Here is a 25005-nt window from a genome sequence, read left to right as displayed (position 1 = left end):
CGCCATATCTTGATCTGATCTGGCGTGAGGGGCTTGTCATGGACGTAGCTATTCCAGCCAATGAGCCTGAGCGGCTTGACGCGCTGAAAAGCTACGCCATTCTCGATACGCTTCCGGAAATCGGCTTCGACGAAATCACCGAACTGGCGGCGCAGATTTGCGGTTGCCCGGCCGCGCTGATCAGCTTCATCGATCCATCGCGCCAGTGGATGAAGGCAAAATACGGTCTCCCTCCAGATCTTTCCGAGTGTCCCCGAGAAATCTCGATTTGCCAGGTCACGATCTGCAACAACGATATCGTGTACGCTCCCGATCTCGTCAGCGATCAGAGATTCAACGCCAGCCCGCTGGTGACGACCGGTTTGAAACTCCGTTTCTATTGCGGTGTCCCGCTCATTACCCAAGATGGCTATGCCTTGGGCACTTTGTGCGTGGTTGACTTCAAGTCGCGCGAACTCAGTTTCGAGCAACGGGAAGCCTTACGGCGATTGTCACGGCAAACTATGGTGCACTTGGAATTGCGTCGGCAGTTGATTGAGCGCAACGAGATGCTGCGCCAGTTGGAGCTGGCGCGCGACCGAGCAGTAGCCGAGAAAGGTGAATCGGAGCGACTGCTCCTGAACATCCTGCCGCCATCCATCGCGGCCGAGCTCAAGGCGAGCCAGCGTGTTCAGCCGCGCTTCTTTGACTCTGCGACCGTCATCTTTATTGATTTCAGCGGCTTCACCCGCATCGTCGAAACAATGGAGCCCGCGAGCGTCATCGATCAGCTCGACCAGCACTTCACCAGATTCGACGATATCATGGCAAAGCATCGTCTGGAAAAGCTAAAGACGATCGGCGATGCATATCTCGCCGTGGGCGGCGTGCCGGAGCACAATCGCTCGCACCCGATCGACGCCGCGTTGTGTGCGCTGCAGATACTTGATCACTTGACCAAGCTGAACCGGCAACGGGAGAAGCTGCACCTGCCGGCCTGGCTGGCGAGGATCGGTATCAATACCGGACCAGTTATTGCCGGCGTCGTCGGCAAACACAAATTTACCTACGATATCTGGGGGAACACGGTGAACGTTGCGGAGCGTGTCGAAGCCGCCGGCGTTCCGGGCCGCATCACGATTTCTGAAGCGACCTGGCACCACATCAAGGGGCGGTTCGAGACGGAACCCCGCGGCGCTGTGGAGGTGAAGCACAAGGGTCTGGTGAATATGTACTTCCTCAATCGCGTTAAACCGGAATTCTCGTCTGATCCGGCCGGCACGATGCCCAATGAGGGATTCTGGAAAAAGGAATGGGAAACTCATTAGGGCACGACTGCCGCTCCAAGGAGGCTCGCCATGACCTCAATCTCCCGTCGCGTGTTCCTGTCGCTGGCAGCCAGCCTTGCCCCGGCCACAGCCATCGCCCATCACGGCTGGGGCGGATACGATACGTCGAAATCGTTCACCGTCACCGGCAAGATCCTGAAATCGACCTTCGAGAACCCGCACTGCGAGATCCAGATGGAGGTCGACGGCAAGCTCTGGCACTTCGTCCTGGCGCCGCCCTCACGCATGCAGGCGCGGGGCGCAACCGCAGACCTGATCGCCCCGGGCAAGACCTGCACGGTGTTCGGCTATCCCCATACCAGCAAGCCCGACGAGGCGCGCATCGAGTACATCGTTCTCGACGGCAAGCGCATCGAATTGCGGTAGGGCAGCGTGGAGCACCAGGCGGCCCCATCGATATTCCTGACCTTGCAGGAAAGCGCGCTGGGGCACACGATGCGCTCATCACCCGCGCTTTATCCCGCAGTCGAGATCCTGCACATCATCGGCTTCGTCGTGCTGGTGGGGTCGATCCTGGCGCTCGATTTGAGAATGCTGGGGTTCGGGCGCGCGATTGCGATTTCGCCGATGGCGCAATTATTGTTGCCGTTGTCGCGCGCAGGCTTTGTGCTCGCGATCAGCATGGGATTTTTGCTGTTTAGCGCTGATGCGTCGCATGTCGTGAAAAACCCGGCGTTTCAGAGCAAGCTGCTGCTGATGGCGGCGGCGCTGGTCAACGTCGTGATCGCACATGCAGGCCCATGGCGTCATGTTGAAAGCTGGCGCAACGAAGCCTCCGGCGGCGCCAAGGCCACGGCGCTGATCTCGCTCGTGCTGTGGCTCGGCGCGATCTGCGCCGGCCGTCTGATCGCGTATTTCTGATGGAGGCCGCCATGCGCCGCGTGCGCTTCGTCATCTTCACGGTCCTTCTCGGCTTCTGCAGCACGGTGGACGTCGCCTGTGCCGATGACGCGGCCAATGCCTGGAAGGCGTTGCAGGCCGGCGGCCACGTCGCCCTGATGCGCCATGCCGATGCGCCGGGTGGCGCCGGCGATCCGCCGGGATTCCGTGTCGATGATTGTGCCACGCAACGCAACCTCAGCGACAAGGGGCGGGTGGACGCGGCAAAAATCGGCGCGCGGCTCAAGCGGGAAGGAATTGCATTCGGAAAAATCCTGAGCTCGCCATGGTGCCGCTGCACGGACACGGCCGCACTGCTCAACCTCGGACCCGTCGAGACGGAAGCGACCTTTGGCAATGTGGTCGTGCTGCGCGATCAGAGGGAAGGGCTCACCGGAGGCGCCCGCGCGCTCATCGCCAAATGGAACGGGCCATCAAACCTGCTTGTCGTGACGCACGGCGCGAACATCGCGGCGCTGACGACGATTTCGCCGGCCAGCGGCGAGATCGTTGTTGTGCGCGGCGGTAGCGGCAGCGCCGAACCTGTCGGCCGCCTGCTTCTCGATTGAACCCGGCTCGCGTTATCGCGCGTCCGCCCTCGCGTCCTTGTTGCGAAACCGGCTCCAGTTGGCGATCACGGCCTCATATCTGACCGCCTTCGCTGCAGTTTGGACGGGCGCGCCTTCGCCTTGCGTCCCGTGGTTCTTCATATCTGGAAATACGATAAAGAAACCGAGCAGGCCGACCATCACTCCGTAGATCAGGAAGGCCGTTGTCAGCCAGCGCTTCGATCTAGCCTTTTGTTCGCAATGTGAGCGTGATTCAGGCATTTGCGAAATCCATCAATCAGCCCCAGGCGTTTATGGACCCAGCCGAGGCATTGCACTGTGAACTGGATCACTTACGGCAAATTTCAATGATGCCGGACCACACGCCCGGCGCACGCTGCTAATTGCGCTTCGCCGAATAAACAAATGATTGATCGTCGTAGTCTTCCGTCGCAAGTCTGTTCACGTCGGCCTTCAATTCGCTGAACGCTTCGCGCGCAGTGACACTCTCAAGAAAATCGTGCTAGCCAAGGACAACGAGAGGAAACCCCCCATGCTCACGCTTCATCACCTCAACGACTCTCGCTCGCAGCGGATTTTGTGGCTGCTGGAGGAACTGGCCACGCCCTATGAGATGAAGCGCTATCAGCGCAACGCCGAGACCCGGCTCGCGCCGCCGGAGTTGAAGGAGGTTCATCCGCTTGGCAAATCGCCCGTCATCACCGACGGCGACACGACGATCGCCGAATCCGGCGCCATCGTCGACTACATCATCCGCCGTTACGGCAAGGGGGCGATGATGCCGGCGCCGGGAAGCGCGGACCATGAGGCCTACAACGAGTGGCTGCATTATTCGGAAGGCTCGGCGATGCTGCCGCTGATGCTGAACCTCTACGTGTCCCGGCTGAAGGAAGCGGGCGCGCCGCTGCATCCGCGTATCGACAGCGAGCTTGCCAACCATCTCGGCTACGTCGACGGCGCGCTAAAGGGGCGGGAGTTCTTTGTCGGGGCGTCCCTGACCGGCGCCGACATCCAGATGAGCTTTGTCGGCGAGATGGCAAAAGTGTTCGGGAAATTGGAGCCATACCCGAACCTCGCGGCCTGGCTGGGACGGATGCACGCCCGGCCGGCGTTCCAGCGGAGCATCGAAAAGGGCGGGGCGTACCGGTTTGCGTAGCTTCCCGTCGTTCCGGCCAAGCGAAGCGCGAGCCGGAACCCATACGCCGCGGCCGTGGGAAGGGGCGCCCTGGCCGACGCCTTCGTCTCCCAATGACCTTCCCGGGGGTATGGGCCCCGGCTCAAGGCCGGGGCGACGAGGGAGGGGGCTTCATTCCCACCATATCTTGCATAAATATCAGCCCTGTACCGCAAGCGCTTGGCCAATTCCGGCCGATGTGGTATCTCGCAAGCACTTCTTTCGACCGCCACACATAGCCGACCGTTTCGCCCCTAAGGGCCTGCGGCGGTGGAGATATTTCGCCCAATGACCTCCTCGTCCTCCAGCTCCAAAACCGCCTCCGCGCCCGACTCGTTCTTCACGGCCACGCTCGCCGAGGCCGATCCGGAAATCGCTGCCGCGATCAAGGGCGAACTCGGCCGTCAGCGGCACGAGATCGAGCTGATTGCCTCGGAAAACATCGTCAGCCGGGCCGTGCTGGAAGCGCAGGGTTCGGTGATGACGAACAAGTATGCGGAAGGGTATCCGGGTGCGCGCTACTACGGCGGCTGCGAATGGGTCGACGTCGCCGAGACGCTGGCGATCGAGCGCGCCAAAAAGCTGTTCGGCGCGCAGTTTGCCAACGTGCAGCCGAACTCCGGCAGCCAGATGAACCAGGCGGCGTTTCTGGCGCTGCTGCAGCCCGGCGACACTTTTATGGGTCTCGACCTCGCCGCCGGCGGCCATCTCACCCACGGCTCGCCCGTCAACATGTCCGGCAAGTGGTTCAAGGCCGCGCACTACACGGTGCGGCGTGAGGACCAGATCATCGACATGGACGAGGTGGCGAAGCAGGCCGAGCAGGTGAAGCCGAAGCTGATCATCGCCGGTGGATCGGCCTATTCGCGCGCCTGGGACTTCAAGCGCTTCCGCGAGATCGCCGACTCTGTCGGCGCGTATCTTTTGGTCGACATGGCGCATTTCGCCGGCCTCGTCGCCGGCGGCGTCCATGCCTCACCGGTGCCGCATGCCCACGTCACCACCACCACCACGCATAAGTCGCTGCGCGGCCCGCGTGGCGGCCTGATCCTCTGCAATGACGAGACGATCGCCAAGAAGCTGAATTCGGCGATCTTCCCGGGCCTGCAGGGTGGCCCGCTGATGCATGTGATCGCGGCCAAGGCGGTGGCGTTTGCCGAAGCGTTGCGCCCCGACTTCAAGGTCTATGCGAAGAACGTCGTCGAAAACGCCAAGGCCCTGGCGGAAACGCTGCGCGGCCACGGTTTCGACATCGTCTCGGGTGGCACAGATAACCATCTGATGCTGGTCGACCTGCGGCCGAAAGGCCTGAAGGGCAACGTCTCGGAAAAGGCGCTGGTGCGCGCCGCGATCACCTGCAACAAGAACGGTATCCCCTTCGATCCCGAAAAGCCGTTCGTGACCTCCGGCCTGCGTCTCGGCACGCCGGCGGCGACCACGCGCGGCTTCGGCGTTGCCGAATTCCAGCAGGTCGGCGGCATGATCGCCGAAGTGCTCAACGCACTGGCGCAGTCGGAGGACGGCAAGGCGCCGCTGGTCGAAGCCGCGATCAAGGAGCGCGTCAAGGCGCTCACCGACCGCTTCCCGATTTATCAGTAAGTTCTTGCAGTAAAGGCTTCATTGGATGCGCTGTCCCAGCTGCAACAGTCTCGATACGCAGGTGAAGGACTCGCGTCCGACCGAGGATTCGGCCGTGATCCGGCGGCGGCGGGTGTGCATCGCCTGCAACTTCCGCTTCACGACCTTCGAGCGGGTGCAGTTGCGCGAGCTGACCGTGATCAAGCGCAACGGCCGCCGGGTGCCGTTCGATCGCGACAAGCTGGTCCGCTCGCTGCAGATCAGTTTGCGCAAGCGGCCGGTCGATCCTGAAAGGGTCGAGAAGATGGTTTCTGCAATCGTGCGCGAGCTCGAAAGCGGCGGCGAGGCGGAAGTATCCTCGGAGGCGATCGGCGAGATCGTGATGGAGCATCTGCGCCAGCTCGACGACGTCGCCTATGTGCGCTTCGCGTCGGTGTACCGCAATTTCCGCGAGGCCAAGGATTTTGAGGCCGTGCTCGGCGAACTCTCCGCGGAAGACGCCGCACGGGTCGCCACGTTACGCAAATGATCTTCCGCATTCTGGAAGACCAGTACGCGCAGAAATCCAAAGAGGCCAAAGCCGCGGATCAGCGCTTCATGCAGCTTGCGCTGTCGCTCGGCCGGCGCGGGCTGGGCCGTACCTGGCCGAACCCGGCCGTCGGTGCAGTCGTGGTGAAAGACGGCATCATCATCGGCCGCGGCTGGACCCAACCCGGCGGCCGGCCTCATGCTGAGCCGGAGGCACTCAGGCGGGCGGGCGAGGCCGCGCGGGGCGCCACGCTCTATGTGACGCTCGAGCCCTGTTCGCATTTCGGCAAATCGCCGCCTTGCGTCGATGCGGTGATCGCGTCAGGCATCGCGCGCGTGGTGTCGGCGATTGAAGACCCCAACCCTGAAGTGGCCGGGCAGGGGCATGCCAAGCTGCGCGCGGCCGGGATTTCAGTCGATGTCGGCCTTTGTGCCGCGGAAGCTGCGCACGATCACGCCGGACACATCCGCCGCATCCGCGACAGGCGACCGCATGTCATCCTCAAGCTCGCGGTGTCCGCCGACGACAAGATCGCCGCCGCCGGCCACAAGCCGGTCGCGATCACGGGCGAGGCGGCCAGGACGCGGGTGCATCTGTTGCGCGCGCAATGCGACGCCATCCTGGTCGGCATCGGCACCGTGCTGGCGGACGATCCGGTTCTGACCTGCCGCCTGCCTGACATGGAAGCGCGGTCGCCGGTGCGGGTGGTGCTGGATCGCGCGCTGCGGCTGCCCGGGACCAGCAAGCTGGTCCAGTCCGCTCGCCAGACGCCGCTCTGGGTCATGACGTCGGACTTCGCCGAGGCCCCCGCGGCCATGAAGCTCGGCGCGGCCGGAGCGCAGGTGATGCGCGTTGCGGCTACCGCGCAGCCGCCGGGGCTCGATCTGCCGGCAGTGCTGCGCGCGCTGTCCGACAAGGGCATTACGAGGCTGATGGTGGAAGGCGGCTCGCGGGTCGCCTCGTCCTTTGCCGCCAGCGGCCTGGTGGATGAAATCTGGCTGTTGCGTGGGCCTGATAAGGTTGGGACGGACGGCATTCCCGCGCTGGACGCATTGCCGCTGTCGGCAATCACCGGGTCGCCTGCCTTCAAGACACGTGCTAGCGAAACGCTGCAAAGAGACACACTGACTATTTGTGAGCGCGCTGTCTAAGCTCGTCATGCCCGGGCAAGAGTGCGAAGCACGTCTTCGCGATAAATGTCCCGGGCATCCACGTCTTGGCGGCGGAATGAAAAAGGAAGACCTGGATGGCCGGCACAAGCCCGGCCATGACGGTGGTGGAAAATGTTTACCGGAATTGTCACCGACATCGGCGAGATCGCGAGCCTCACGCCAACGGCGCAGGGCCAGTTGCACCGCATGCGGATCATCTGCCGTTACGACCAGACGACGATTGCTGACGGCGCATCGATCGCCTGCAACGGCGTCTGCCTGACCGTGGTCGCTTCCGGTATCGAAAGCGGCAAGACCTGGTTCGACGTTGACGCCGCCGCCGAGACGCTCGGCATGACCACCGCAAAGCGTTGGGTCAAAGGCACCAAACTCAACCTCGAGCGCGCGCTGAAGATCGGCGACGAACTCGGCGGCCATATTGTCGCGGGACATGCCGATGGCATTGCGACCATCGTCAAGCGTGACGATCTGCCCGACATGGCGCGGTTCGAACTGCGCACCACGCGGGAGCTGGCGCGTTTCATCGCCGCCAAGGGCTCGGTGACGCTGGATGGCGTGTCGCTGACCGTGAATACGGTCGAGGATGTCACGTTTTCGGTGCTGATCATTCCCCATACGCTCAGCGTCACCACGCTCAGCGGCTGGCGCGCCGGCAGCGAGGTCAATATCGAGGTCGATCTGATGGCCCGCTATGCGGCGCGGCTGTCGGAAATGAAGTGACGGCACAGCCGTCATTCCGGGGCGATGCGTTAGCATCGAACCCCAATGTGCAGTTGCACATTGTGGAATCTCGAGATTCCCCGGGGGTGCAATTGCACCCCTGAGGTCTGGTCCTTCGGACCATCCCGGAATGACGATGTACCGAGTTCGTGCTTGGCTTAGCCGCTCGCGGCGACTACATAGCTCGCCAGTACCTGAGTGAAACGGATTGAAAGATGGCAGACGCGCGGCGCGCCCCTCTAAAAGACCAGACCGACATTTCAGGCGCGCGCGCGCTGATCGTCGAGGCGCGGTTCTATGACGACATCCAGGATGCGTTGATGGAAGGCGCGGTTGCCGAGCTGAAGGCTGCCGGCGTGACGCACGACGTCATCACGGTGCCCGGCGCGCTGGAAATTCCGGCGGCGATCGCGATCGCGCTCGATGCTGCCGAAAAGAACGGCAAGCCTTATGATGCGGCAATCGCGCTCGGCTGCGTGGTGCGCGGCGACACCATCCATTTCGAAATCGTCTCGATCGAATCCTCGCGCGCGCTGATGGATCTCGCGGTCGCCAGAGGCTTCCCGCTCGGCAACGGCATCATAACCGTCAATACCGACGCACAGGCCTGGGCGAGGGCGCGCGCCAGCGAGTTGAACAAGGGCGGCGACGCCGCGCGCGCCGCGCTGGCGATGCTGCGGATCAAGCGCCGGCTGACGAAGGCTTAGGCGATGGCAGATCAGAAGAAGCCAGCGAAAAGTCCGGACAAGAAAGCCAACCGCCGTGGCGCGGCGCGGCTTGCCGCCGTACAGGCGCTCTACCAGATGGATATCGCCGGCGCCGGGATCAACGACATCTTCGCCGAGTTCGAAAGCCACTGGCTCGGCAACGAGGTTGAAGGCGACAAATATCTGCCGGCGGAAGCCGCGTTCTTCAAGGATGTGGTGGCCGGCGTGGTGCGCGACCAGGCCAGGCTCGATCCCTTGATCGACGATGCGCTCCAGAAAGGCTGGCCGCTGAAGCGGATTGACGCGATTTTGCGCGCGGTGCTGCGGGCAGGCTCCTACGAGCTGGAGCATCGCAAAGATGTGCCAGGCCGCGTGGTCGTGTCCGAATATGTCGACGTCGCGCACGCCTTTGTGGAGAAGGACGAGACCGGGATGGTCAACGCCGTGCTCGACCAGATTGCGCGCCAGTTCCGCGCCGACGAGTTCGCGCGTGGCTAGCGGAAAACCCGCGTCCGGCGAAGACTCGCTGATCGCGCGCTATTTCCGGCCGCTTGCAACTGACCCGGGCGCCTTTCATCTCGACGACGACGCCGCGGCGCTGAAGCCTGACGGCAACGACGTCGTGGTGACGGTGGACGCCATCGTCGAGGGCGTGCACTTCCTGCCCGACGATCCCCCCGATACGGTCGCGCGCAAGGCGCTGCGGGTGAACCTCAGCGATCTCGCGGCAAAAGGGGCCGCGCCGGCCGGCTTCGTGCTGACGCTGGCGCTGCGCAACGCTGACGAGGCCTGGCTAAAGCCGTTCGCGGCGGCGCTTGGCGAGGACGCCGCGCAGTTCAATTGTCCGCTGCTGGGGGGCGACACCGTCTCTACGCCCGGGCCGCTGATGGTCTCGGTTACCGCCTTCGGCCGCGTGCCGCCGGGCAAGATGATTCATCGCAGCGGGGCAAAGGTCGGCGAGCGCGTGATTGTGACGGGCACGATCGGCGACGCCGCGCTGGGGCTTGCCATCCTGCACGGCGGGAAGGTGCATGCGGCCGCATCCGACAAGGCCGCGCGCGAGGCACTGATCGGACGCTATCGGGTGCCGCAGCCGCGCGTGGCCATGGCTGAGATCGTTCGCGGCTATGCCAGCGCGGCGATGGATGTGTCGGATGGCCTTGCCGGCGATCTCACCAAGCTCTGCGGCGTGTCCGGCGTATCCGCGGTGATTGATCTCGTGTCGATCCCGTTGTCCGGCGCGGCGCAGGATCTGGTGTCGCGCGGCGTTGTCGGACTGGAGACACTGATCGCCGGTGGCGATGATTACGAGATCCTGTGCACGTTACCGGAAGACCGCGTCGAGGCGTTCGCGCAAGCTGCAAAGCTTGCCGGCGTCGTCGCGAGTTCCATAGGAACGGTAGTCGCGGGAGACGCGGTTCCGAAGTTCATCGACGGGCAAGGCAGGGAAATCGTGCTGGAACGGCTGTCTTACAGCCATTTTTGAAGGTGGGGTCGTTAACGCCGTCGGCCTTTATTTCCCGCCGGCCATTGCTATTTCGGCGAAAAACCTATAGGTGTATTGCCATTCGATTACCGTCGTGCCTTTTCGAACGCGCTCCTTAAGGAGCTTCTTCCAGAGACATCGTCGATATTGGATTTGAATCCGTGCGATCGCCGTGCGGAATGAAAGCCTATGTGCTTTGGAGAAGAGAAAATGGCTACGGGAACAGTGAAGTGGTTTAACGGACAAAAGGGTTTCGGTTTCATTGAGCCGAGCGATGGCAGCAAGGATGTGTTCGTGCACATCTCGGCCGTCGAGCGCGCCGGCCTCGGCGGACTGGCCGAAGGTCAGAAGGTTCAGTTCGAACTCAAGACCGACAAGATGCGGGGCAAGGTGAGCGCGGAAAACCTGTCGCTCGTCTAAGGCCTCGAAACGGTCGTTTCACGGATGTACTGGAATGGCTAGTGAGCCCGCTCGATCCTGATTGGATTGGGCGGGTTCTTGTATTTTGGGCCCAGCCCCAACCTCAGGGCCAGCGTCCGCCGCCGCGCGGGCGACAAGTTGGCAGGCCCGGTTAGCGGTGAATCCTTTCAAAAATCGACGGATTCTGGCCCCCGCGGCGTTGCGCCGGGGAGGCGATTTTGGCATGGTCCCGCCGATTTGAGGTCACCCTTTTGGGCAGGGAAGGCCTCCATAATATGCGCCGGCCGCGCTCGCGGGATGGCGTGGGGCGGAAAACCAGCATCTGAGGCAACTTCTATGACAGCATTATGGGTGATTGTGCTCTGCGGAGCGCTTTCGATCGTTTACGCCATCTGGGCGACGTCTTCCGTTCTGAAATCGGATGCCGGCAACCCGCGCATGCAGGAAATCGCCGCTGCGGTGGCCGAAGGCGCGCAGGCTTATCTCAAGCGCCAGTACATGACGATCGGCATGGTCGGCGTCGTGATTTTCGCCCTTCTGGCCTACTTCCTCGGCACGCTGGTTGCGATCGGCTTCCTGATCGGCGCGGTGCTGTCGGGCGCTGCGGGCTTTATCGGCATGAACGTCTCGGTTCGCGCCAACGTGCGCACCGCCCAGGCCGCGACCACCTCGCTGGCGGGTGGCCTTGAGCTCGCCTTCAAGGCGGGTGCGATCACCGGTCTTCTCGTTGCCGGTCTCGCGCTGCTCGGCGTCACCATCTATTTCGCCGTTCTCACCCACGGCATAGGGCTGAAGGCCAACGACCGCGTCGTCGTTGATGCGCTGGTGGCGCTCGGCTTCGGCGCCTCGCTGATCTCGATCTTCGCCCGTCTCGGCGGCGGCATCTTCACCAAGGGCGCTGACGTCGGCGGCGACCTCGTCGGCAAGGTCGAAGCCGGCATTCCCGAGGACGATCCGCGCAACCCGGCGACCATCGCCGACAACGTCGGCGACAACGTCGGCGACTGCGCCGGCATGGCGGCCGACCTGTTCGAGACCTATGCGGTGACCGCGGTCGCGACCATGGTGCTCGCCGCGATCTTCTTCGCGACTTCGCCGCTGCTGGTGAACATGATGACCCTGCCGCTCGCCATCGGCGGCGTCTGCATCATCACCTCGATCATCGGCACTTTCTTCGTCAAGCTCGGCGCCAGCCAGTCCATCATGGGCGCGCTTTACAAGGGCCTGATCGCGACCGGCGTGCTGTCGCTGCTCGGCGTTGCCGCCGTCATCAATTGGCTGATCGGTTTCGGCTCGCTGGAGGGCGTGAAATACACCGGCATGGCGCTGTTCGAGTGCGGCGTCGTCGGCCTCGCCGTCACCGGCTTGATCATCTGGATCACCGAATACTACACCGGCACCGAGTATCGTCCGGTGAAGTCGATCGCATCGTCCTCGGTCACCGGCCACGGCACCAACGTGATCCAGGGTCTGGCGATCTCGATGGAATCGACCGCGATGCCCGCGATCGTCATCATCGCCGGTATCCTCATCACCTACAGCCTTGCCGGCCTGTTCGGCATCGCGATTGCGACCACGACGATGCTGGCGCTGGCCGGCATGATCGTCGCCCTCGATGCCTTCGGCCCGGTTACCGACAATGCCGGCGGCATTGCCGAAATGGCCGGCCTGCCGAAGGAAGTCCGCAAGTCGACCGACGCGCTCGACGCGGTCGGCAACACCACCAAGGCGGTCACCAAGGGCTACGCGATCGGCTCCGCCGGTCTCGGCGCGCTGGTGCTGTTCGCGGCCTACAATGAAGACCTCAAGTTCTTCATCGCCAACTCCACGAAGCATCCGTACTTCCAGGGCGTGCTGCCCGACTTCTCGCTCAACAACCCCTACGTCGTGGTTGGCCTGCTGTTCGGCGGCCTGCTGCCGTATCTGTTCGGCGCGATGGGCATGACCGCGGTCGGCCGCGCAGCCGGAGCGATCGTCGAGGAAGTGCGTCGCCAGTTCCGCGAGAAGCCCGGTATCATGCAGGGCACCGACAAGCCTGATTACGGCAAGGCCGTCGACCTGCTGACCAAGGCGGCGATCAAGGAAATGATCATCCCGTCGCTGCTGCCGGTGCTGTCGCCGATCTTCGTCTATTTCGTGATCTACGCGATCGCGGGCGGCGGCGCGGCCGGCAAGTCGGCGGCGTTCTCCGCCGTCGGCGCGATGCTGCTCGGCGTGATCGTGACCGGCCTGTTCGTCGCGATCTCGATGACCTCGGGCGGCGGCGCCTGGGACAACGCCAAGAAGTACATCGAGGACGGCCATTTCGGCGGCAAGGGTTCCGACGCCCATAAGGCGGCGGTAACCGGCGACACCGTCGGCGATCCCTACAAGGATACGGCCGGTCCCGCCGTCAACCCGATGATCAAGATCACCAACATCGTGGCGCTGCTACTGCTGGCAATCCTGGCGCACTGAGCGGCGATAAGCTCAACGAAAAGAAAAACCCCGCGGTGCGAGCCGCGGGGTTTTTGCTTGGCATGAATCTCGTTCGCTGTACGCGGACAACACGGAGATCAATCTATGTCGCTCTCATCTGCCCGGAATTATGCACTCCGCGCCTCCAAGTCGCAGGATCAGAAGGAGGCCATCGAACTGCTGTCCCAGGCCATCCTGGAACTGGCTTTGTCAATTGAAGCCACCGATGCCAAGGTCAAGAAGATCAACAAGTCATCGTAGTGCTAGGCACGCGTCTTCGCGCGCCCCCTCAATTCACGTCCATCTGCAGGCCTTCGCGCTTGATGATCTCGCCGAATTTCGCCGTCTCGGCCTGCACGAAATCGGAGAATTGCTGCGGCGTGCCCCAGTCGGCGGTGGCGCCCATGTTGGCGATGGTTTTCTTGATCTCCTCGCGCGCCAGCATCGCCTTGATCTCCTTGTTGAGCGATTCGACGGCGGGAGCGGGCGTCGCTTTCGGCAGGAAGATTCCGAACCAGGAGGAGACGTCGAATTTCGAAAGTTCGGGCGCGCTCTCGCGCATGGTCGGAATGTTCGGCGCCAGCGCGCTGCGCTCGGTCGTGGTGACGCAGAGCGCGTTCAGCTTGCCGTCCTGGGTCTGCGGCAGTGAGGGATAGAGGTTGTCGAACAGAATCTGGATATCGCCGGCCAGCGCCGCCTGCAGCGCCGGACCCGCGCCGCGGAACGGCACATGCACCATCTTCAGGCCGGTGAGCTGCAGGAACCAGGCGCCGGTGAGGTGAGGGCTCTGTCCGACGCCGGAGGAGGCGTAGGTCAGTTTGTCGGGATTGGCCTTGATATAGGCGATGAGTTCCGGGATCGACTTGATGCCGGTCGAGGGATGCGCCGACACGATGTTCGGAATCCGGATCATGTTGCTGACCGGCTGCAACTGGTCGGCCTTGTAGGGCATGTTGCGGAAGATGCTGTAGGCGATCGCGTTCGGGCCGGGATTGCCGACCAGGATGACGTGGCCGTCCGCCTTGCCCCGCACGACTTCGGCGGTGCCGATGGTGCCGCCGCCACCCGAGCGGTTTTCCACCACCGCTGACTGGCCCCACGCGGTCTGCAGATGCGCGGCCAGCAATCGTCCCATCACATCAGTGCTGCCGCCAGCCGCCGCCGGCACGATGAGACGCACGGTCTCGGTCGGCCGCCAGTCGGAGCCGTAGCTCGCACGAGGCAAGATTGCCGCCGCTGAAACGGCCGCAGCTCCGGTCAAAACGCGGCGTCGAGAAATAGCTTTAATCGTCACAAGTTCACTCCCTGCTGAATCATTATTTGCGGGAAGCGTAGGCAGCGCGCGCGTGCAGGGCAAGCGGGCGACTTGGGCAGGATTTCCGCGTGGCGGAACTGAGCTCTAGTTGAAGCTCAAGAGCTTGAACAACGGCGTCAGGTAGCTGAGTTCCTGGCCGGAAGTCGGCGTGGTGCGGCTGATGAAGTCGAAGATCTTGCCGTCCTGCAATCCGTAATTGGCAAGCCGCTGCACCTGGCGATTCTTGTCGAAATAGATCGCGATCACGCGCTGGTCGACGACCTGCTGATTCATGAACGCGACTTTGCGCTCGGAGCGTTGCGAGATGTAATAGAACACCTCGCCGTTCAGGGTCGCGACCGTCGACGGCGTTCCCATCACGATCAGCACCTGATCCTGGCTGGCCCCGATCGGAATCTGCTCCAGTGCGTTGGGCGGCAGGATATAGCCCTTCTGGAACTGCTCGCCGGTGCATCCGCCCAGCGCTGCGCAAATCAGTGCCACGGCTGCAGCCGCGCGAAAACCGCGCCGGCGCACGGTCAGGCGGCGCGGCGAGGGCACGCAGGTGCTCAGGTGGCTCATCTCGGTCATCTCAGGAATTAGCCCGTCCTCTTGCATCGCGCGGTGCGTTGACGTACCGGGCAGCACGCTTGAATGCAACATGCGCGGGCCCCGGACAAAGAATCTGGAGGGCTCGCTTGCGGAACCCACGATGCTTTGGCCGTTCAATCACTTCAGGAAACCCCGGACGCCGTTGCGCGGCACCATCGAGGCCATCTATGGCATGATCGTGACGCAGGCGCGAGAACCGTTGTTTTATCGGGACTTTGGGGTTCCGGACACGGTTAACGGCCGTTTTGACCTGCTTCTGCTGCATTTGTGGCTGTTCTTGCGGTGCCTGAAATCGGCGGAGGGCGGCACGGCCCTGTCGCAGGGGCTGTTCGACCATTTTTGTAACGATATGGACGATAATCTGCGCGAGATGGGGGTTGGCGACCTCACGGTGCCGAAGCGCATGCAGGCCTTCGGCGAGGCCTTCTATGGCCGGACGGCGGCCTATGACATGGCGCTGACGGAGGGCCGCGAGGCACTGGCGCAGGCGATGTGCAAGAATATCCTGAACGGCGAGAACATCGAAAAGGCCCGCCTGCTTGCCGCCTATGCCAAGGCGGCGATGGCCGCTCTCGACAGAATCGACGAGGCGGCGCTGGTGAGCGGTTCGGCCAAGTTTCCCTTGCCAGAGTTTTCCTTGCCGGAGAATGGCGCGCAGCAATGACCAAGACTGGCACGACAGAGAAGCCCGACCCGTGGCGCGTCCCCGTCGCGGTGGCGCAGATACCGGAGACGGGCCTGCATCGCGACCTCGAGGCCGATCAGGCCATTCGCAACGCGGTGGCCGATGTTGGAGGCCTGCGTGAGGTGCTTTCGGTGCAGGCCTCGTTCGACGTCACGCCAAAGAGCGGTGGCCGCTTCCAGGTGGCCGGCCACGTGCGGGCGCGGGTCGGACAGACCTGCGTGGTGACGCTGGAGGAGATCGAGAACGACATCGATGAGCCGATCGATCTGATCTTCGCGCCGCCCGAGCAGATCCCGCAGATGGCCGCGCTGGTCGATGAGGCCGAGCAAGGCGACGAGGAGACGCCCGATCCGCCCGAGCCGATCGAGAACGGCCTGATCGATCTCGGCCGGGTCGCCACCGACGCATTGTATCTCGCGGTCGATCCATATCCGCGCAAACCCGGCGCCGTATTTGAGCCGGTGGTTGAAGCCGCCGATCCCGAGGATCACCCGTTCGCGGCGCTCAAGGCGTTGAAGGCAGAACCGAAAAAGTCCGGCACCGGGAAGCCCAAGGGCAAGTAGCCGGCGGTTAAAGTGGCCGGCGAAGCTGCAATCGGTTCGAAGTGGTTGTCATATCCCGCCAGGAATCTCGCGTAAGATATTGAATTATATCGGGATATTTTACCTTCTGGATTTCGGGCCACAGCGCTTGCCTTTTCGCCAAAAGACCGTGGTCAAGAGGTTGTGTCGGGACGGGGACACGCTATTGTCGCGGCCCGGCGGAGGCGCGGGGATGCGTCTTGCCGAGCACCGCTTTGGCGGTGCCTTTCCAGTGCGCGGCCGCGCTCTACGAGGGCCGCAAGAGATCAGGTTTCCGGGACGTTCATGCCGCAAAAGGTTCGAATCGCGCTTGACGCCATGGGTGGCGATGTCGGCGCATCGGTCGTCATTCCCGGCGCCGCCATCTCTTTGAAACGTCATCCCGACAGCGAATTCCTGCTCTATGGCGACAGCAAGCTGATCGACGAGCAGCTTGCGAATTATCCGGCGCTGAAAAAGGTCTCTCGTGTGGTCCATACCGACGTCACCGTGAGCATGCACGACAAGCCGAGCAAGGCGCTGCGCCGCGGCCGCAAGAACTCGTCGATGTGGCTTGCGATCGACGCGGTGAAGAAGGGCGATGCCGACGCGGTGGTTTCCGCCGGCAATACCGGCGCGCTGATGGCGATGGCGCGCTTCCATCTGCACACCATGCCCGGCATCGACCGGCCGGCCATCGCCGGCGTATGGCCGACGGCGCGCGGCGATTCCGTCGTCCTCGATCTCGGCGCCAGCATCGGCGGCGACGCACATCATTTGGTATCGCTCGCGATCATGGGCAGCGCGATGGCGAGCGTGCTGTTCGGCCTGAAGCGTCCGACCGTGGGATTGCTCAATATCGGTGTGGAGGAGGTCAAGGGCGGCGAGGAGATTCGCAAGGCGTCGGAACAGTTGCGCGCGATGAATCTTCCGGAGCTCGACTATATCGGCTTCGTCGAGGGTGACGGGATCGGTGCGGGCGCGGCTGACGTGATCGTCTCGGAAGGTTTCAGCGGCAACATCGCATTGAAGGCCGCGGAAGGTACCGCGCGCCAGATGGCCGATTTTCTGCGCAATGCGATGGCGAGCAGCTGGCAATCCAAGATTGGCTATTTGTTCGCCCGCAGCGCCTTCAAGGCGCTCCGGGACAAGCTCGACCCGAACAAATCCAATGGTGGTGTGCTGCTTGGACTGAAAGGTGTGGTTGTCAAGAGCCACGGCGGAATCAACGCCGAAGGCTTTGCCTACGCAGTTGATGTTGGCTATGAGATGGTCCGCTGCGATCTCCTCACCAAGATCAGTGCGCTGGTACAGGCGCAGATCGCGCAGGAGGTTGGCTCGTGACTGCAATACGTTCGGTCGTGCTCGGCTGCGGCTCATATTTGCCGGAGCGGATTCTGACCAATGCCGAATTGGCGAGCCGCATTGATACGTCCGACGAGTGGATCGTGCAGCGCACGGGCATCCGCGAGCGCCACGTCGCCGCCGAGGGCGAGTTCACCTCGCATCTGGCGATCAAGGCTGCACGCGCCGCGCTGCATCATGCGAGGCTCGACGCCCAGGCGATCGACCTGATCGTGCTGGCGACTTCGACGCCGGACAACACGTTTCCGGCCACTGCGGTCGCGGTGCAGGAGGCCCTCGGCATCAACCACGGCGCTGCTTTCGACCTGCAGGCGGTCTGTTCCGGCTTCGTCTTCGCGCTGGCAACCGCCGATAATTTCCTGCGCACAGGCACCTACAAACGTGCGCTGGTGATCGGCGCCGAGACCTTTTCGCGGATTCTGGACTGGAACGACCGCGGCACCTGCGTGCTGTTCGGCGATGGCGCCGGCGCGGTCGTGCTGGAGGCGCAGACGGAGCAGGGCAAATCGAGCGACCGCGGCGTGCTGACGACGCATTTGCGTTCCGACGGCCGCCACAAGTCGAAGCTCTATGTCGATGGCGGTCCGTCCTCAACCCAGACCGTTGGCCTTTTGCGGATGGAAGGCCGCGAGGTGTTCAAGCACGCGGTCGGCATGATCACCGACGTGATCGTCGATGCCTTCAACGCCACCGGTCTGACGGCCGATGACATCGACTGGTTCATCCCGCATCAGGCCAACAAGCGAATCATCGATGCTTCAGCGCACAAACTTCATATTGCGCCGCAGAAAGTGGTGCTGACCGTCGATCAGCACGGCAATACGTCGGCGGCGTCGATCCCGCTGGCGCTCGCGGTTGCCGTCAAGGACGGGCGCGTGAAGAAAGGCGATTTGGTGCTGTTTGAGGCCATGGGCGGCGGCTTCACCTGGGGATCCGCGCTCGTGCGCTGGTAAGCCCTGCGTAAAAATACCGATTAAAATTGCAGCGTGTTCCATGCTTCTGCATGATGCTCACTGTTGACCATTGCGTGCTAACCTCCTAATTTCAGGGAATAAATTGTTCGCCGAGAGTGCGGGGCAGGCGATGACCGGGACCGGAAAAACAGTCACACGTGTCGATTTGTGCGAGGCGGTTTACCAGAAGGTAGGCTTGTCGCGTACGGAGTCGTCGGCGTTTGTCGAACTCGTTTTGAAAGAGATCACCGATTGTCTGGAGAAGGGCGAGACGGTGAAGCTGTCGTCGTTCGGCTCCTTCATGGTGCGCAAGAAGGGTCAGCGGATCGGACGTAACCCGAAGACCGGTACCGAAGTGCCAATCTCGCCGCGCCGTGTGATGGTGTTCAAGCCGTCGGCCATTCTCAAGCAGCGCATCAACGGTCATGCGGTTGGCAATGGCGAAAGCAAGGCTGAATAGTAAGACCGGGTACCACGACCGCGTATGCAGGCCGCGTAGCAAGACCGCGTAATCGTCTTCACAAACAACACGAGTTGAGAGGAGCGAGCATTTGGACAAAGCGCCGGATGCGTTCCGTACCATCAGCGAAGTCGCTGAAGAGCTCGACATTCCCCAGCACGTGCTGCGGTTTTGGGAGACGCGGTTCGCCCAAATCAAGCCGATGAAGCGAAGCGGCGGGCGGCGCTATTACCGCCCCGACGATGTCGACCTGCTCAAGGGCATCCGCCGGCTACTGTACGGCGAGGGCTACACCATCCGCGGCGTGCAGCGGATCCTCAAAGAGCACGGCATCAAATCGGTGCAAGGTCTTGCCGACCAGACTTCCGCCGTCACCTTCGGCGCGGTCGAGGAGGCGATCGGTCTCAGCCTGCAGGAGCCGGAGGAGGGCGAGACCCGGACCGTCGATGCCGACGACGAGGATTACGAGACCGAAGAGAAAGAAATCGACTACCGCTTTGCCGATACCGACGAGGACGGCATTTTGCTGCCGTTCGCCAAGGGCAAGCCCGGACCCTCCGACGCAGACCGCGAACGATTGGAACGGGTGCTGCAGGACCTGGTCGCCTGCCGGCAATTGCTGGACACCGCCCTGAAGGACGGCTGAGGCGCGGGGCAGGGGAACTGTCCGGCTGTCGCCTCAATGAGGCCGTTCGCGCGTCTTGCGCCGGGCGCTGATCGCAGCTAATGGAACGGCATCGGAGCGTGGCGCAGCCCGGTTAGCGCACTAGTCTGGGAGACTAGGGGTCGGAGGTTCAAATCCTCTCGCTCCGACCATTTAGCCTACTGATTCCCTAAAGTTTCTGTTTGCTGGCCCATTCGTCCGCATGAGGCGATGGGCTTCCGTATCTTGGCGACGATCTCCTTCGCAATGTCGCCCTTAAAGGCCTCGCTTGACCTGCCAGGCCCGGCCGCCGCTTCAGCCGCCTCGGCTTGCGGTCGCCCAATCCTCGTCCATGTCCGCGCCAGGACATGCGACACCGACTTGCCCGCTCTGATCGACGGCGCTTCGACAAATCGATATGACAGCGCGGCGAGGCCGATCGCGACGATCGCGGACGTCACCGTCACGACCAGATTCCCCCAGGTATGGGTCGGCACGATCGGGCGGCAAATTATAGCGAGTAAGGCGCAGACGTAGAAGATCGGCCAGTGCACCAAATAGAGGCTGTACGAGATTCGTCCGAGGAACCGCAGCGGCGCAACCATCGTCCACTGCAGCAGCTCGCGCGATGCCGCCACCGCGCCGATCATGAGCGCCGCTGCGATCGCTGACGGGATGACGATGCCGATCGTATAGAATTCGGAATTGGTGCCGGCCATCTCGAGGCCGATCAGGCCGACGACGAACGTGACTGCGGCAAGCTGCCGCCATTCCGTCAGCAACACTCCAACCTCCTTGGCGAGAAAATAGCCGAAATAGAACCACAACAGCGTGTGGTAAGGGCTGATCGCGAGCAGCGTCGTGGTCGCGATGAACAGCGCCCAGCGCCACCGCGGCCCGATTCTGACGTGCGCGGCAACCACAAATGGCAGCATCAGGGCGCCCAGCAGTTCCACAAGGAGCGTCCATGTCGGACCGTTCACCGTGGCCGACCTGAGCAGCAGGTTGTCCCACAGCGCATCCCAGGTCGGCTGCGGCCAGAACATGCGCTGGAAGCCCGGCATCAAGCCGGACGGGACGGGCTCGATACGGAAGAGCCGCTCGCAGGCGAAAGTGAACAGCACCACGACCACGAAGGGCGGGAGCAACCGGAACAGCCGTCGTACCAGATAGGCCACGAATGCGCCGTCGCGCTCCAACGCGCGGCCGAGCAGGTAACCGCTCAGCACGAAAAAGAAGATTACCGCCGCCGCCGAATTGAAGGCAAACAGCAGCGCGTCCATGGCAACAAGACTCGCATTGTCGGCGAACACCCTCATCCCGTGGTGCACGCACACCATCAGCGCCGCGAGGCCACGCAGGCTTTCGAGCCGCGGGTCGAACGAGGAAACGATCGGTGCGCCGTCCGTCGGTGCGAGCGGTGGGGAAGTCATCGGCGGAATGCGGCCGTGCTCGGGAAAATCGTGACTTGATTTGGGCCGCAGGCCCTTTCGAGCTGTAGCTCCAAATCGACGCGCAAGGTTGCGAACGCCATACCGGGAGCTCACAAGCTCAACTACGTCTTTGGCCATACGGGTCCCGTATTCAGCTGAGACCCGAATAACGATGAAACGTGAAGATAGTATTGATTCTGAAATACAACTTCACGGGATGTAAATGGTTAATCAACTAACGGTTGTTGGCTGCGAGGTCAGACTGCCGCACCCGTTCGCCGCTGCATCGGGGACCGACCGCCGCAAATGTGCTTCTACAATTACCGCCCCAACATGCTCGCCTGCGGTGAATCCAGCGAATATGCGTCGCGCCGGACCTGGCTGTGCCGCACGCGGGAACTTGCACGGCGTTTCAGATGCCCAGCCCTGTCAATTCCGCAACTGGATCGCGATCCTGGCATTCAATAGGCTTGCCGCAACCGGCGGGCATGTCGGGAAAGACGGGGATACACCCGTTATCAGGGAATCGAAACGCGAGGGCCAGCCCATGAAAACACGTCCCACCGGCGTGATACCGCCGATGACGACGCCGTTCCGGAAAGACGGCGAGATCGATTTCAACCTGATTGCTCCCCAGGTCGACTGGTTGATCGGCGCCGGCAGCCATGGCATGGCGGCGGGCGGGTCGACCGGCGAGGGGCATACGCTCGACCATGAGGAGTATCGCGACCTGGTGGCGGCGACGGTGGAAGCCGCCAATGGGCGCGTACCCGTCATCGCCGGCATCATCGTCGATTCCACCCGCGACGCGATCCGCCGCGGCAAACTGGTGCGCGACATGAACGTCGCAGCACTTCAGGTGACACCGGTGCATTATCTGTTCAAGCCGGACGAGCAGGCGATGGTCGATCATTTCCGCCGCATGGCTGACGAAACCGGCATGCCCATCATCATCTACAACGTGGTGCCGTGGTCCTATCTCTCACCGGCGCTTTTGACCCGCATCATGAACGAGGTGCCGCTGGTCGTCGGCGTCAAGCAGAGCGCGGGCGATCTGAAGCTGTTTGCCGATCTCATGATGATGGCGCCGGACAAATTGATCTACAGCGCCGTCGACGCGCTGATGTATCCGTCCTACGCGCTCGGCGCGCACGGTTCGATCGCGGCGATCCTGAGCGCCGCGCCGCACGCTTCCGTCGAACTCTGGAACGGGGTCAAGGCGGGCAACCATGTTCGCGCGCTGGAGCTGCACCAAAAACTGCTGACGTTGTGGAACGCGATCGTCTCGGACAATCTGCCCGCGTGCACGCGCTATGCGCAATCGCTGCAGGGCCTGCCCACGACATTCTCCCGCGCACCGATGCCGGAAGCATCGCCCGCGCAACAGGCCGCCATCAGCAAGGCGCTGGAGGGATTGGGTGCGTCGGACCGTCAAACCGAAGCGGCGGAGTAATTCCGCCGGACGAAACGTCGCTGCGCTTTACCCGCGGTTCTCACCTGCTACTGTCCAGTTACGCACGGGCTCCGTTGGCATGAGCTCCAATTCAAAAACGAAAACCGAGGTAACGATCTCAATGAAGGACTTTGCCGGAAAGTTTGCCGTGATCACCGGAGGCGGCACGGGCATGGGCCGCGAACTCGCGCGCCAGCTCGTGGCCGAAGGCTGCAACGTCGCGATGTGCGACGTTTCCCTGGAGGCGATGGCCGAGACCAAGCGCATGTGCGAGGCAGAAAAACTTCCGCAGGGGTTGCGCGTCACCACGCATGTCGCTGACGTCTCGATTGAGGCTCATCTCCAGCGTTTTCGCGATGAGCTGATCGAGCAGCAGGCAACCGACAAGATCCATCTCTTGTTCAACAATGCCGGCATCGGCGGCGGCGGCAGCCTGTTCACCAACACGCGCGAGCAGTGGGAGCGCACCTTCAACATCTGCTGGGGCGGCGTCTATCTCGGCGTCCGAACCTTCCTGCCGCTGATGCTGAAGGCGGACGAGGCCCACATCGTCAACACATCGAGCGTCAACGGCTTCTGGGCGTCGGTCGGGTTGGGCGCGTCGCACACCGCCTACAGCGCCGCCAAGTTCGCGGTGAAAGGGTTTACCGAAGCGTTGATGACCGACCTGCGGCTCAACGCCCCGCACATCAAATGCTCGGTCGTGATGCCCGGGCATATCGGCACGTCGATCGTCTCCAATTCGCGCAAGATCCAGAGCGGATCGGAATCCGAAGAACTGAGCCCGAATGAAATCCTGGCGACGCGGCAGCGCCTGAAGGGCATGGGCATCGACACCGCGCCGATGTCGGACGCCGATATTCAGCAGATCGCGCTCGACCGCGCGCGCACCTTCCGCGACGAGGCGCCGACCACGGCGGCGGCCGCGGCAAAGATCATCCTCGACGGCGTCAAGGCCGAGCGTTGGCGTATTCTCGTCGGCGACGACGCCCACAAGCTCGACGAACGGGTGCGGCAGGCCCCGGAAAAGGCCTACACGCCGGAGTTTTACAAGAGCTTTACGGAAGAGGTCGGCTGGCGGCTCGGCTAGGGCCGATCGGTTCTGATTGAATCAGAACGGAGGCTCCTGTGTTAAGGCGTTTTCTTCACGCGAACCGGTTGCCTTGTCCTCGCACCACGCGCTGGCGCGAGCCCGGACGGTAGGCGAGGCGGGTATGCCCGGAGCAATACGGCATGCCTTCCACCGGCGTATTGCCGCAAAAGCAGAAATCCTCAGCGCCGGGCGTGCTGATCGGCCAACGACAGCGTTCGTTGCTGAGTTCGTACAGCGAGCAGCGGCGTTCGCTTGCGATCGGCTCCTCCTGGAGCGGCTGCGCGTTTTCATAGACGGCCTGCAGTATCTGATATTGCAGGCGCGGAATGGACTTTCGGGAGCGCTCTCGGGCGGCCTTGGTCGGGCGCGGTTCGGCACGGGCCGGGCCGCGCGTCAACTGGAGGCGGGCAAGTTTGCCGATCACCGCGTTGCGGCTGACGCCGATGCTGGCTGCGATCTCGCGGCAGGTGAGGCCGGCTTCAAAATGACTCTTCAGCAATTCGATGCGATCGGTGGTCCAGGTCGGTAGATTCGTAAGCATGTTTCTCGGTTCCACATTCTGTGTGAACCGCCGCGTTCCGAAAATTCCCGTCAGGACGCCTTTCCGTTGTCGCGGATCGCAAGCAGCCCGTCCTTGATGGCGAGCCGAATGCCTTCCTCGATCAAAGTCCTTGCGACGCCGGGAACGCTGGTGCCGTGGGTGCCCTGTCTCACCAGTCTTTCGAGATAATTGATGGTCGAGAGCGCCAACGTAACGGGAACGCGGTCGGTTTCGGCTTTTTCAGTAGCCATGGGGAACGCTAACTTTTAAACGATGTACTGAAAAGTTACTATTTCGACTCTATTTAGTTTTGCACACATGAGTCAAACGGCTTGTGGATAGTTTCCTATCCGATTGAAAAAGCAGTTAAAAACCCGGGGCTGGGTCTGTGGACTGGCTGCACACCTGTTGCGCAGGGCTCCCGGAAGGCCCTGGGTAGCGTTCGCCGCCGCGGCGAAACGATCCACCGCGCGCCCATTTCTTGATTGCCTCGCGCCGCAGGGAATGCCGATGATGTCGGGGGACGACGGCAAGGGCGCAATGACGGTAACGAACGGTCTCTACACCATCCAGATCGAGATGACGGACGGCGGGCACGGCCGGGCCAACGGCGTGATCGTGCTGCACGACGGCAAGATCGCCGGCGGCGACTCATATTTCTATTACACGGGGTCCTATCGCGCCGATCACGGCAAATGGCGCGGCGAATTGATCACCAACGAGCACACGAAGTCCGCAGGCAGCCTGCCGCTGTTCGGCGGGCGCGAAGTCACCTGCGGCTTTACCGGCGCCTATTCCGCCGACGCGGCGGAAGTGAATGGAACGGCGCTGGTCGGAAAAACCAGCGTCGTGTTTCACGCCAGGCTGCAGTTGCGTTCGGAATATTGAACGCGG

At 62.7% G+C, this 25005-nt stretch carries 30 protein-coding genes and 1 tRNA gene; 25 read left to right on the top strand and 6 right to left on the bottom strand.

The features are described 5' to 3' along the window. Positions 1-38: 38 nt before the first annotated feature. From V1293_RS07765 to V1293_RS07750, 4 genes are all read left to right on the top strand, one after another. On the top strand, positions 39-1307 hold the full coding sequence (locus V1293_RS07765) for an adenylate/guanylate cyclase domain-containing protein (RefSeq protein ID WP_334508180.1): 1269 nt from the start codon (positions 39-41) through the stop codon (positions 1305-1307). Positions 1308-1337: 30 nt separating this feature from the next. After that, the gene (locus tag V1293_RS07760; protein ID WP_334508178.1) at positions 1338-1694 is read left to right on the top strand and encodes a DUF6152 family protein; all 357 of its coding nucleotides are present in this window, start codon (positions 1338-1340) and stop codon (positions 1692-1694) included. A 69-nt stretch (positions 1695-1763) separates the two neighbouring features. Then, on the top strand, positions 1764-2189 hold the full coding sequence (locus V1293_RS07755; RefSeq protein WP_334508176.1) for a hypothetical protein: 426 nt from the start codon (positions 1764-1766) through the stop codon (positions 2187-2189). Between the two features lie 11 nt (positions 2190-2200). After that, positions 2201-2776, top strand: a complete 576-nt coding sequence (locus V1293_RS07750; RefSeq protein WP_334508174.1) for a histidine phosphatase family protein — start codon at positions 2201-2203, stop codon at positions 2774-2776. A gap of 12 nt (positions 2777-2788) precedes the next feature. On the opposite strand, the gene V1293_RS07745 is transcribed toward V1293_RS07750, so the two are convergent. Next, complete coding sequence (locus V1293_RS07745; RefSeq protein WP_334508172.1) at positions 2789-3037, bottom strand: hypothetical protein; 249 nt, start codon at positions 3035-3037, stop codon at positions 2789-2791. Between the two features lie 271 nt (positions 3038-3308). Here V1293_RS07745 and V1293_RS07740 point away from each other — a divergent pair, with 271 nt between their 5' ends. The 11 genes from V1293_RS07740 to V1293_RS07690 all read left to right on the top strand — a co-directional run bounded on the left by V1293_RS07740 (position 3309) and on the right by V1293_RS07690 (position 13280). Further along, the gene (locus V1293_RS07740; protein ID WP_334508170.1) at positions 3309-3932 is read left to right on the top strand and encodes a glutathione S-transferase family protein; all 624 of its coding nucleotides are present in this window, start codon (positions 3309-3311) and stop codon (positions 3930-3932) included. A 306-nt stretch (positions 3933-4238) separates the two neighbouring features. Beyond that, a complete protein-coding gene (gene glyA, locus V1293_RS07735; RefSeq protein WP_334508168.1) occupies positions 4239-5549 on the top strand; it encodes a serine hydroxymethyltransferase in 1311 nt (436 codons plus the stop codon). 25 nt (positions 5550-5574) lie between these two features. Next, positions 5575-6057 (top strand): transcriptional regulator NrdR, encoded by a 483-nt coding sequence (gene nrdR / locus V1293_RS07730; RefSeq protein ID WP_057849401.1) that lies wholly within the window; start codon positions 5575-5577, stop codon positions 6055-6057. Then, positions 6054-7208: a bifunctional diaminohydroxyphosphoribosylaminopyrimidine deaminase/5-amino-6-(5-phosphoribosylamino)uracil reductase RibD gene (gene ribD, locus V1293_RS07725; protein WP_334508166.1), complete on the top strand. Its 1155-nt coding sequence runs from the start codon at positions 6054-6056 to the stop codon at positions 7206-7208. Before nrdR ends, ribD begins: the two co-directional genes overlap by 4 nt. A gap of 132 nt (positions 7209-7340) precedes the next feature. Further along, entirely contained in the window at positions 7341-7949 is a 609-nt protein-coding gene (locus V1293_RS07720) for a riboflavin synthase (RefSeq protein WP_334508164.1), read from the top strand. A 215-nt stretch (positions 7950-8164) separates the two neighbouring features. Further along, entirely contained in the window at positions 8165-8656 is a 492-nt protein-coding gene (gene ribH / locus V1293_RS07715) for a 6,7-dimethyl-8-ribityllumazine synthase (protein ID WP_214492970.1), read from the top strand. Between the two features lie 3 nt (positions 8657-8659). Beyond that, positions 8660-9154, top strand: coding sequence for a transcription antitermination factor NusB (gene nusB / locus V1293_RS07710; RefSeq protein WP_334508162.1), 495 nt, complete (start codon positions 8660-8662; stop codon positions 9152-9154). Further along, positions 9147-10142: a thiamine-phosphate kinase gene (gene thiL / locus V1293_RS07705; RefSeq protein ID WP_334508161.1), complete on the top strand. Its 996-nt coding sequence runs from the start codon at positions 9147-9149 to the stop codon at positions 10140-10142. Before nusB ends, thiL begins: the two co-directional genes overlap by 8 nt. 210 nt (positions 10143-10352) lie before the next feature. Beyond that, a complete protein-coding gene (locus tag V1293_RS07700; RefSeq protein ID WP_028345703.1) occupies positions 10353-10562 on the top strand; it encodes a cold-shock protein in 210 nt (69 codons plus the stop codon). Between the two features lie 336 nt (positions 10563-10898). Further along, complete coding sequence (locus V1293_RS07695; protein WP_334508160.1) at positions 10899-13019, top strand: sodium-translocating pyrophosphatase; 2121 nt, start codon at positions 10899-10901, stop codon at positions 13017-13019. 105 nt (positions 13020-13124) lie between these two features. Further along, positions 13125-13280, top strand: coding sequence for a hypothetical protein (locus tag V1293_RS07690; protein ID WP_334508159.1), 156 nt, complete (start codon positions 13125-13127; stop codon positions 13278-13280). A 28-nt stretch (positions 13281-13308) separates the two neighbouring features. Here V1293_RS07690 and V1293_RS07685 read toward each other — a convergent pair whose 3' ends face one another. After that, a complete protein-coding gene (locus tag V1293_RS07685) occupies positions 13309-14313 on the bottom strand; it encodes a Bug family tripartite tricarboxylate transporter substrate binding protein (protein ID WP_334508158.1) in 1005 nt (334 codons plus the stop codon). Positions 14314-14418: 105 nt separating this feature from the next. Then, complete coding sequence (locus tag V1293_RS07680; protein WP_442894216.1) at positions 14419-14895, bottom strand: outer membrane protein assembly factor BamE; 477 nt, start codon at positions 14893-14895, stop codon at positions 14419-14421. Positions 14896-15025: 130 nt separating this feature from the next. Between V1293_RS07680 and V1293_RS07675 the strand changes: the two genes are divergently transcribed. The 7 genes from V1293_RS07675 to V1293_RS07645 all read left to right on the top strand — a co-directional run bounded on the left by V1293_RS07675 (position 15026) and on the right by V1293_RS07645 (position 19764). Next, a complete protein-coding gene (locus tag V1293_RS07675) occupies positions 15026-15589 on the top strand; it encodes a ubiquinol-cytochrome C chaperone family protein (protein ID WP_334508157.1) in 564 nt (187 codons plus the stop codon). Further along, positions 15586-16173, top strand: coding sequence for a YceD family protein (locus V1293_RS07670; RefSeq protein WP_334508156.1), 588 nt, complete (start codon positions 15586-15588; stop codon positions 16171-16173). Before V1293_RS07675 ends, V1293_RS07670 begins: the two co-directional genes overlap by 4 nt. A gap of 303 nt (positions 16174-16476) precedes the next feature. Next, positions 16477-17514, top strand: a complete 1038-nt coding sequence (gene plsX, locus V1293_RS07665) for a phosphate acyltransferase PlsX (protein ID WP_334508154.1) — start codon at positions 16477-16479, stop codon at positions 17512-17514. Then, positions 17511-18488: a beta-ketoacyl-ACP synthase III gene (locus tag V1293_RS07660; RefSeq protein WP_334508152.1), complete on the top strand. Its 978-nt coding sequence runs from the start codon at positions 17511-17513 to the stop codon at positions 18486-18488. Before plsX ends, V1293_RS07660 begins: the two co-directional genes overlap by 4 nt. Before the next feature lie 130 nt (positions 18489-18618). Next, a complete protein-coding gene (locus V1293_RS07655) occupies positions 18619-18948 on the top strand; it encodes an integration host factor subunit alpha (RefSeq protein WP_057858942.1) in 330 nt (109 codons plus the stop codon). Positions 18949-19039: 91 nt separating this feature from the next. Next, positions 19040-19594: a MerR family transcriptional regulator gene (locus V1293_RS07650; protein ID WP_334508147.1), complete on the top strand. Its 555-nt coding sequence runs from the start codon at positions 19040-19042 to the stop codon at positions 19592-19594. 92 nt (positions 19595-19686) lie between these two features. Beyond that, positions 19687-19764 (top strand) — tRNA-Pro (locus tag V1293_RS07645). Between the two features lie 6 nt (positions 19765-19770). Here V1293_RS07645 and V1293_RS07640 read toward each other — a convergent pair. Further along, the gene (locus V1293_RS07640; RefSeq protein WP_334508145.1) at positions 19771-21024 is read right to left on the bottom strand and encodes an acyltransferase family protein; all 1254 of its coding nucleotides are present in this window, start codon (positions 21022-21024) and stop codon (positions 19771-19773) included. 547 nt (positions 21025-21571) lie between these two features. On the opposite strand from V1293_RS07640, the gene V1293_RS07635 reads away from it, so the two are divergent. Both V1293_RS07635 and V1293_RS07630 read left to right on the top strand, forming a co-directional pair. After that, positions 21572-22477 carry a dihydrodipicolinate synthase family protein gene (locus V1293_RS07635; RefSeq protein WP_334508143.1) on the top strand — a complete coding sequence of 302 codons (906 nt, stop codon included), beginning with the start codon at positions 21572-21574 and terminating at the stop codon, positions 22475-22477. Positions 22478-22598: 121 nt separating this feature from the next. Next, positions 22599-23567, top strand: coding sequence for an SDR family oxidoreductase (locus V1293_RS07630; RefSeq protein ID WP_334508141.1), 969 nt, complete (start codon positions 22599-22601; stop codon positions 23565-23567). Between the two features lie 55 nt (positions 23568-23622). Here V1293_RS07630 and V1293_RS07625 read toward each other — a convergent pair whose 3' ends face one another. Both V1293_RS07625 and V1293_RS07620 read right to left on the bottom strand, forming a co-directional pair. Then, positions 23623-24111: a GcrA family cell cycle regulator gene (locus V1293_RS07625; protein ID WP_334508139.1), complete on the bottom strand. Its 489-nt coding sequence runs from the start codon at positions 24109-24111 to the stop codon at positions 23623-23625. Positions 24112-24161: 50 nt separating this feature from the next. After that, complete coding sequence (locus V1293_RS07620) at positions 24162-24362, bottom strand: hypothetical protein (protein ID WP_057839093.1); 201 nt, start codon at positions 24360-24362, stop codon at positions 24162-24164. Positions 24363-24621: 259 nt separating this feature from the next. Between V1293_RS07620 and V1293_RS07615 the strand changes: the two genes are divergently transcribed. Further along, complete coding sequence (locus tag V1293_RS07615) at positions 24622-24999, top strand: GrlR family regulatory protein (protein WP_334508137.1); 378 nt, start codon at positions 24622-24624, stop codon at positions 24997-24999. Positions 25000-25005: the final 6 nt, after the last annotated feature.

This window comes from Bradyrhizobium sp. AZCC 1693, assembly GCF_036924745.1.
GTDB lineage: Bacteria > Pseudomonadota > Alphaproteobacteria > Rhizobiales > Xanthobacteraceae > Bradyrhizobium.
This window is presented reverse-complemented; position numbering and strand designations above follow the sequence as displayed.

Bases quoted from the DNA above. Each gene is read 5' to 3' on its own strand.
- V1293_RS07765 (WP_334508180.1), top strand. From the start codon at position 39: ATGGACGTAGCTATTCCAGCCAATGAGCCTGAGCGGCTTGACGCGCTG.
- V1293_RS07760 (WP_334508178.1), top strand. From the start codon at position 1,338: ATGACCTCAATCTCCCGTCGCGTGTTCCTGTCGCTGGCAGCCAGCCTT.
- V1293_RS07755 (WP_334508176.1), top strand. From the start codon at position 1,764: ATGCGCTCATCACCCGCGCTTTATCCCGCAGTCGAGATCCTGCACATC.
- V1293_RS07750 (WP_334508174.1), top strand. From the start codon at position 2,201: ATGCGCCGCGTGCGCTTCGTCATCTTCACGGTCCTTCTCGGCTTCTGC.
- V1293_RS07745 (WP_334508172.1), bottom strand. From the start codon at position 3,037: ATGCCTGAATCACGCTCACATTGCGAACAAAAGGCTAGATCGAAGCGC.
- V1293_RS07740 (WP_334508170.1), top strand. From the start codon at position 3,309: ATGCTCACGCTTCATCACCTCAACGACTCTCGCTCGCAGCGGATTTTG.
- glyA (WP_334508168.1), top strand. From the start codon at position 4,239: ATGACCTCCTCGTCCTCCAGCTCCAAAACCGCCTCCGCGCCCGACTCG.
- nrdR (WP_057849401.1), top strand. From the start codon at position 5,575: ATGCGCTGTCCCAGCTGCAACAGTCTCGATACGCAGGTGAAGGACTCG.
- ribD (WP_334508166.1), top strand. From the start codon at position 6,054: ATGATCTTCCGCATTCTGGAAGACCAGTACGCGCAGAAATCCAAAGAG.
- V1293_RS07720 (WP_334508164.1), top strand. From the start codon at position 7,341: ATGTTTACCGGAATTGTCACCGACATCGGCGAGATCGCGAGCCTCACG.
- ribH (WP_214492970.1), top strand. From the start codon at position 8,165: ATGGCAGACGCGCGGCGCGCCCCTCTAAAAGACCAGACCGACATTTCA.
- nusB (WP_334508162.1), top strand. From the start codon at position 8,660: ATGGCAGATCAGAAGAAGCCAGCGAAAAGTCCGGACAAGAAAGCCAAC.
- V1293_RS07700 (WP_028345703.1), top strand. From the start codon at position 10,353: ATGGCTACGGGAACAGTGAAGTGGTTTAACGGACAAAAGGGTTTCGGT.
- V1293_RS07695 (WP_334508160.1), top strand. From the start codon at position 10,899: ATGACAGCATTATGGGTGATTGTGCTCTGCGGAGCGCTTTCGATCGTT.
- V1293_RS07690 (WP_334508159.1), top strand. From the start codon at position 13,125: ATGTCGCTCTCATCTGCCCGGAATTATGCACTCCGCGCCTCCAAGTCG.
- V1293_RS07680 (WP_442894216.1), bottom strand. From the start codon at position 14,895: ATGAGCCACCTGAGCACCTGCGTGCCCTCGCCGCGCCGCCTGACCGTG.
- V1293_RS07675 (WP_334508157.1), top strand. From the start codon at position 15,026: ATGCTTTGGCCGTTCAATCACTTCAGGAAACCCCGGACGCCGTTGCGC.
- V1293_RS07670 (WP_334508156.1), top strand. From the start codon at position 15,586: ATGACCAAGACTGGCACGACAGAGAAGCCCGACCCGTGGCGCGTCCCC.
- plsX (WP_334508154.1), top strand. From the start codon at position 16,477: ATGCCGCAAAAGGTTCGAATCGCGCTTGACGCCATGGGTGGCGATGTC.
- V1293_RS07655 (WP_057858942.1), top strand. From the start codon at position 18,619: ATGACCGGGACCGGAAAAACAGTCACACGTGTCGATTTGTGCGAGGCG.
- V1293_RS07640 (WP_334508145.1), bottom strand. From the start codon at position 21,024: ATGACTTCCCCACCGCTCGCACCGACGGACGGCGCACCGATCGTTTCC.
- V1293_RS07635 (WP_334508143.1), top strand. From the start codon at position 21,572: ATGAAAACACGTCCCACCGGCGTGATACCGCCGATGACGACGCCGTTC.
- V1293_RS07630 (WP_334508141.1), top strand. From the start codon at position 22,599: ATGAAGGACTTTGCCGGAAAGTTTGCCGTGATCACCGGAGGCGGCACG.
- V1293_RS07625 (WP_334508139.1), bottom strand. From the start codon at position 24,111: ATGCTTACGAATCTACCGACCTGGACCACCGATCGCATCGAATTGCTG.
- V1293_RS07620 (WP_057839093.1), bottom strand. From the start codon at position 24,362: ATGGCTACTGAAAAAGCCGAAACCGACCGCGTTCCCGTTACGTTGGCG.
- V1293_RS07615 (WP_334508137.1), top strand. From the start codon at position 24,622: ATGATGTCGGGGGACGACGGCAAGGGCGCAATGACGGTAACGAACGGT.